General features: G+C 46.1%; 5 protein-coding genes. 2 read left to right on the top strand and 3 right to left on the bottom strand.

Annotated elements, in window-relative coordinates:
• Positions 1-183: 183 nt before the first annotated feature.
• Together V6C93_RS27840 and V6C93_RS27835 are read right to left on the bottom strand one after the other, a co-directional pair.
• On the bottom strand, positions 184-837 hold the full coding sequence (locus tag V6C93_RS27840; RefSeq protein ID WP_333479923.1) for a hypothetical protein: 654 nt from the start codon (positions 835-837) through the stop codon (positions 184-186).
• 85 nt (positions 838-922) lie between these two features.
• Positions 923-1,135: a hypothetical protein gene (locus V6C93_RS27835; RefSeq protein ID WP_333479922.1), complete on the bottom strand. Its 213-nt coding sequence runs from the start codon at positions 1,133-1,135 to the stop codon at positions 923-925.
• A 218-nt stretch (positions 1,136-1,353) separates the two neighbouring features.
• Between V6C93_RS27835 and V6C93_RS27830 the strand changes: the two genes are divergently transcribed.
• Positions 1,354-1,560, top strand: coding sequence for a hypothetical protein (locus V6C93_RS27830; protein ID WP_333479921.1), 207 nt, complete (start codon positions 1,354-1,356; stop codon positions 1,558-1,560).
• A 296-nt stretch (positions 1,561-1,856) separates the two neighbouring features.
• The gene (locus V6C93_RS27825; protein WP_333479920.1) at positions 1,857-2,501 is read left to right on the top strand and encodes a Uma2 family endonuclease; all 645 of its coding nucleotides are present in this window, start codon (positions 1,857-1,859) and stop codon (positions 2,499-2,501) included.
• A 184-nt stretch (positions 2,502-2,685) separates the two neighbouring features.
• On the opposite strand, the gene V6C93_RS27820 is transcribed toward V6C93_RS27825, so the two are convergent.
• Positions 2,686-3,558: a hypothetical protein gene (locus tag V6C93_RS27820; RefSeq protein ID WP_349262865.1), complete on the bottom strand. Its 873-nt coding sequence runs from the start codon at positions 3,556-3,558 to the stop codon at positions 2,686-2,688.
• Positions 3,559-3,636: the final 78 nt, after the last annotated feature.

Raw genomic sequence — 3,636 nt, 5'->3', positions numbered from 1 at the left:
GTACCGAACTGCTTCAAGAGCAAAAAGACATCTTAAAGCCCTATTGGGAAAAGCGGCTTTCCACACCCTGTACACCCTGGGCAGAATTGATTTAGTTTGGAGAAAAATTTGATGCGGGTGTTCTTGCCTCTACTCTTCTTTGTAAAAGAGCTGATAGCTCATAGCTGACTGCTAACAGCTATATCACTTCAACCTTTCCAGCGATTTCAACACTTGGATGTACTCTTTTCGACTGACTGGATTGCACCGCCCTCCTGGGAGAGTTTGAGGCATCCAAGCACCAGTTCTCAGCATATATCCATTTTTAGTACCCAACGAGAAAAGACCGACAATCATCGGTTTACTCTCTACATTCCCAGAATAAACCTCCACTGCACCCAACCGAGTCTTCACTAATGTCTTCTGTAGATTCACCGTTGACATTGCTGGATCAACATTTGCAGAAACTTCTAAGCAGGTGTTATTGGTTCCTTGATAAAACATTGAATACCAAGAGTACTCGCCACTGGCATAGTCGTCTCGCTCTTTTTTAGCCAAGAAGTTAGTTAATCGAAAGCCACCAGGAAGATAGGTGGGCACAATAATTGGCATACCCAGTTGATTGAGCTGCGCTTTTTGCTCAGAAGAAAGCAAGTTGCTCGTATTTTTGGCGATCGCAGTTTTAGGGAAAGCAGGGGAGGCAGCAAAAGAAGTATCTGGGGTCGTTGCTAGAGCCAGAGGACGGCTGACTAGAGCTGTTGGCGCTTGGCTAGCTGCCCCATTGGCGGCGCAACTGCTCCCTGAAAGTAAGGCAACGGTTCCCAAGATAAAAATAGCAGTTCGGTAGGGCTGAATCATTGACTTTTTGTCGAAATTGTGCAAAAGTCTGGGAGTTTTGCGCAGAATTACACAAATATCCTATCGTTGGCATCTGAGGTTAGAGTCACGCGGCTTCCACTTCCTCCTCCTCTTCCTCTTCCTCATCATCAAACATCGAGTTAAAGGTCGCTGCATCCCATCCTCCCAGAGGAAGCCGCTTGGCTTCCTCCTGAAATGCATCAGGATCGCCAAGTAATAAGGCTCCTAATTTTTCAGCAATCAGCTCATCACTGGGAGCATCGTTAGGAAGAAGGTTGGGGTTGAAATTTATAGTCATGGGTTCTCTGTTTCTCTCTACTAAAAATTAAATCGCACCTTAAACACTCGTTTTCTGCGGGGCAGGTTAATGATTTAGGGGGCTATATTAATCCTTTCTGATTCGAGGCGAAAATCCCGATAATTCTTCAGTGGGTGAGTACAGAGGGTTGGAGCGACGCTGAGTTTTCACCAGTTGTAGACAACCTCTCTCCTTAAAAAACGCACTACGCTGACGGAGTGGTGTACTTGCTTCAACGTCATCCTATCCGATTGGTGATAACGAGTGATCGCTCCTTGGGAACTGGGCTATTCTTCACCCAGCAATCCCAGAAAGCTGTATGGGTGGTAGCGAAGAAGGAACATCAGCATTTTAGCGATCGAGCTTGTTGGTTAACCAAGATGTTTTTCTGCAAAGGCTTTGCCCTTCTATACGAGCACCTTTAGCATTGCGATCGCATACTGAAGTTGAGAGCAAAGCATTTGGACAACACAGATGCTCGTTTTTCCAAGTCTACCGAGCTTGATATGCTAACAAATTGTAGTCAATCATAAACAAATCCTTGTTTCAGCTTAAAGAAGAGTATAGGCTGAAGCTGAAAGAGAATATTGAGGATGGTAACAAGAAAGCAAAGCTCTCAAGAACCACTCAATTTATAAGTGCTGCGGGACTCGCAGCAACTAGCATCGTTTAGTTAGTCAATAGCTTCTAATTAATAGAACTAATTTCAATGAGATAATCTATGAGTGAACTACAGATCAAAATACCAACAGATACCTGGGTACTCGCAGCTTGGGATGAATACATCCAGGCGATTGAAGACCCTGCCTATGAAAAAGCTAAAGGTTACTACCACAATGGACAATTAAGGATTGAAATGCCACCAGTCGGACCAGACCATGCTGATGACAACGGAATTATTGTCATATTAGTATACAATTTTGGCATCGCCAAAGGCATACGAATGCGACTGAAGGTCAACTGTAGCTATCGAAAACCTGGGGTGCGAGAGGCTCAACCGGATGCTTCTTACTATCTTGGAGAGCGGGTACAATTAGCCCCAACAGGAACTTCTATAGTGAATTTAGAGAACCACCAACCCCCAGATTTGGCAATTGAAGTTGCCGACACTTCTCTGTCGGATGACTTAGGCGAAAAACGAATTTTGTATGAGGATTTGGGAGTAGCCGAATACTGGGTGGTGGATGTTAAAAAAGCACGAATTACTGCCTTTAAGATTATTGCTAACGAGGGCAGTCAACGAATTAGGGAATCAGAGGTATTGCCAGGGCTAGCTATTTCACTACTAGAGGAAGCTTTGCGGCGCTCTCGTCAAATGGATAATACTGAAGTCGGGGCTTGGTTTATGGCACAGGTGCAATCCTGAGCGCAGTAATAGTTATCGGGAAAGAGGCTCAGTAGGCGCAACCACGCGGGGATTGCCCCTACAATTCAGATCGAGTAGGGGCACGACATGTCGTGCCCCTACTTTATCATTACCCGCCCGAACAAAGGTGTAGGTAATCTTTAGCTGGAAAACACTGGGAAAAATCGCCCATCAGACGCCTGTTTTAACGGCCTCTTCTGACGGTACCAAATCCTCCCGTACTCCGAGAAGGGCGGCGGGTACCGCTCCCAAATCTACTAGGACTGTTTGTACGGCTGGGACGTGATGTATTAGAGGGACGTAGCCGACTAGTACCGTAACCCGATCCTGTAGAGCGATTGGTGTTGCTTGGTATCCGACGAACTGTTGTGGGTTGATTATACGACGGTGACCGTAAGCGCCCTGTTGTTCGGAAGGTTTGACGATTTCTAACCGCAGGTGGTGGCGTTTGGTATCGAGTTTGGTATCGATTAACCGCTTCGCTGTAACTGCTGCCATACCCACCATAGCCCATCATTACTCCCCCAGGCTGATATATAGGCGGCACGTAGTAATGGGGTCTAAACAGCAGACTGCCCAAAGCCTGACCTGCCAAAGCACCTGCAAAAGGAGCCCAGAAGCCAGACTGCTGACGCACGATTACGGTTTCTCGTTGACCCGTTTGGGGGTTAGTCTGTGTTTCGGTGACGTTGTGGACATATTCAATCTTGAAGTCTGGGGTCAGGTGCATTACCCCCTGATTGCCATTAACTTCCAGGTAAGTTTGTTTTCCTTCAGCAATTTCAGCATCGGTCAGACGCGCCATCTGCAAATTTTCCGTGCGGTAAACCGAGGGAGTACCTGGTGAGGTATTGAGCAGCATGATGCTGTATTCTCCATTGGCATCATTGTAAGTTGCCTGTTGCACCGAATACTGACCCTGGCTCAACTGATTGCGAGGAAGCGAAGTATTGTTTGTCTGATTTTGGTAAGACTGTGTTGAGTTCGGAGAACTACATGCTAATGTAGTCCAACAAAAACTCAGGGATATTAAAACGATTGTGAGTTTACGCCACATATTATTGGTCAAAAGTTAAGGCCATTTAATTGGGTTAGTTGGTTTAGGGGCTGGCAGTGATACCAAATCCCCTGTTAT

Source organism: Allocoleopsis sp. (assembly GCF_036703385.1).
Lineage (GTDB): Bacteria > Cyanobacteriota > Cyanobacteriia > Cyanobacteriales > Coleofasciculaceae > Allocoleopsis.
Note: the sequence above shows the minus strand (reverse complement) of the source record. Positions and strands in the feature narration are given on the sequence as shown.

What these genes read in the sequence shown, in the direction of transcription:
- V6C93_RS27840 (WP_333479923.1), bottom strand. Translation starts at nt 837, where the DNA reads ATGATTCAGCCCTACCGAACTGCTATTTTTATCTTGGGAACCGTTGCC.
- V6C93_RS27835 (WP_333479922.1), bottom strand. Translation starts at nt 1,135, where the DNA reads ATGACTATAAATTTCAACCCCAACCTTCTTCCTAACGATGCTCCCAGT.
- V6C93_RS27825 (WP_333479920.1), top strand. Translation starts at nt 1,857, where the DNA reads ATGAGTGAACTACAGATCAAAATACCAACAGATACCTGGGTACTCGCA.
- V6C93_RS27820 (WP_349262865.1), bottom strand. Translation starts at nt 3,558, where the DNA reads ATGTGGCGTAAACTCACAATCGTTTTAATATCCCTGAGTTTTTGTTGG.